Annotated in this window: 1 pseudogene; it reads left to right on the top strand. The window is 42.7% G+C overall.

Going from position 1 to position 2756, the window contains the following annotated elements:
• Positions 1–187: 187 nt before the first annotated feature.
• A pseudogene (locus tag AAY72_RS16655) lies at positions 188–2756 on the top strand (RHS repeat protein); the annotation flags it as partial.

Below are 2756 nucleotides of genomic sequence, written 5' to 3' on the forward strand. Positions count from 1 at the left end.
TTAAAAATGGGATGATTACCGCACCACTTATACATTTGATGTTGTTTCATTAACACCAGCAACTAAAATTAGAATAGAACAAGAAGGTGATGTTTGGAATCCCGATTATAATGCCTATGAGTTTTCTCAAGTCTATACTATCGCAATTCAAGCAAGCAGAATTGAAGACAGGTTTGGAAATTGGGTGGTGTTTGAGTATGAGCAAGCAGACACCGGTGGCAGTTTTCCAAGTGAATTTCTGCGATACTCAAACAAACTCACCAAAATCACATCAAATGATGCTCGAACCATAGAAATAACCTATGAACAAGGAACTTCCTCTGAGCGAGTAAAACAAATATCAGTTAATAGCCGCGTTTGGCAATATGAATATGAAACTTACTACAATGCAGTAGATGACCTATATAAAGATAAACTAAAGACTGTAAAAAGACCTGATGGTAAAAGTTGGGTTTTCAACCTAAATTATGGCTTAAATGGTGGTTACATTTTTACTTCTCCTGCTATAAACGATTGTGCAACGCTAAGTAGTTCTACAACTCTCTCAACCTTGGAGCATCCTGATGGGGCTGTATTTAAATTAACACATAGACCAACCCGATTCGGTCGCTCGCAAGTCCCCTCGAGCAATGATGGTGGATCAAGATGTTTTGCTAATCTTGCCATCATTAAAAAAGAGCTAAATTTTAATCAACAAAATCTCGTATGGAATTACTCATATTCTCAGAATGCTGGCTCACCAAAGCGCACTACTACCCCGACAGCACAACCAGAGGCATTAACTGGGCTGCCTTTTACACCCGCCGGTACTAACCTAATGGACTTGAGATCAACAACTATAAGCAATCCAGACGGGAGTAAAACTGTACACGTTATCAATCGTAGTTACACAGCACTGGAAGGACAAGAAGTATTAACTCTGTACTATGATACCAACGGTTCTGACTTATTAAGAGCGACAGAAAAGACGTTTCATATCATGCCAAGGGTGGGGAAAGTGAGATTAGAATATTGTAAACCTAACGTCTACCCGCTTACAGAAAGAGTTACATGTGCCGATTTAGGATATACTTCAATCGGCAATAATGCCATGCATGATAATCATACCTACCCTAACAATGTTAAGGAGTCATTTTTCAGTAATGGCATACCCTCCGTTTACACCACAATCTATAGTAACTACAACACTTATGGTCAACCAGGACTCATTACAGAAAGCGGCCCTAGTGGAACGCGTTATAAACGTTTAAGTTATCAGCATGACACATCATTATGGGTGTTAAACCTACCTACAACGGTCGAGCTCTCTGCCAATAACTCTAGCTGGACGACCGTTAAGCAAACGTCTTATCATTCAGCAACCTCAGCGAGTAAACTATTGCCGTATCAGGAGCGAGAGTTTGGTGCGCTGCTGTATACCTATACTTATCATACTTCAGGCACCTCAGCCGGAAATGTTAAGCGGCAAACCTCTGGCTTGACCAATCGTTGGGTCGAATTTAACAACTACAAGCGCGGTATCCCACAACAAATTATTTTACCCAACCGCTATAGCTCTACTGCAACGCAAACTGCGACACAAGTTGTAAATGACCATGGAGAGATTACGAGCACCACGAATTTCCTCGGACATACTACTGGATATAGTTATGACGAGATGAGCCGTGTCAAGTCAATAACGCCACCGACTGGCTGGACACCGACAACCATCAATTACACCAATTTAAACGGATATTTTGTTCAGACCTTAACTCGTGGTAATTATGAAAAACGAATTGAAATGGACGCGCTTTTTCGTCCGTTATTAACGCGAGAGCGTGACATCGCCCGCAATACGAATGTCTATGTTCGCCAGCAATTTGATGCCTATAACCAACCAGTTTTTATTTCCTTTCCCAGCGAAAGTGATGTCGAGACCAATGGTCAGGCAACCATTTATGACGGCTTGCAACGCGTCAAAAGACAGTATTCAACGGTCGATAATAGCGGTGTTGATTACTTTTACCTAACTGGCAACAGGGTTGAAGCCGTCGACGCTTTGGGGAATCGAACAACCACGACGTACAGAGCCTTTGGTTCGCCCGAACAAAAACTTCCTTCACTTATCAGTCAACCTGAAAGTGTTACTACGACGATTAATTACAATCTGTTTGACCGGGTTGCTAGTGTTGTTCAAGGTGGTATTACAGAGAATCGCTACTACAATGCCAATCAACGGCTTTGTCGTCTTTATCGCCCCGACGTCGGCTCAACAGCATATGATTACAACAGCGTTGGTGATGTGATATGGGAGGCAAAGGGCGCATCAGGTGCTATAAACGCCTGCGCCACCACCAGTGTGTTAGCGAGTGAAAAGACCCAGTTTAGCTATGACAACATTGGCAATATCAGACAAATCACCTATCCGGATAGCAGCGGAAACAGCCTTTATACCTATGATGCACAGGGTAACCTGAGTAATCTGACGTCAGGAAGTACTACGTGGGAGTATCAATACAATTCACTTGGTCTGATAGAAAAAGAATTACTGACGGTCGACAACCTGACCTTTGTATTGGACCCTGGATACAATGCGTTGGGACAGTTGACGTCCTTGAGTTACCCATCTGGCAGGAGTGTGACTTTTACTGTTAATGCGTTAGGTCGAACGCTTAGCAGTGGCAGCTATGCGACTAACGCTGAGTACTACCCAAATGGCCAACTGAAAAGTTTTAACTATGGCAATACGCTGACGTTGGCTAATAACATCATTCCGA

The organism is Alishewanella sp. WH16-1 (assembly GCF_001441695.1).
Lineage (GTDB): Bacteria > Pseudomonadota > Gammaproteobacteria > Enterobacterales > Alteromonadaceae > Alishewanella > Alishewanella agri.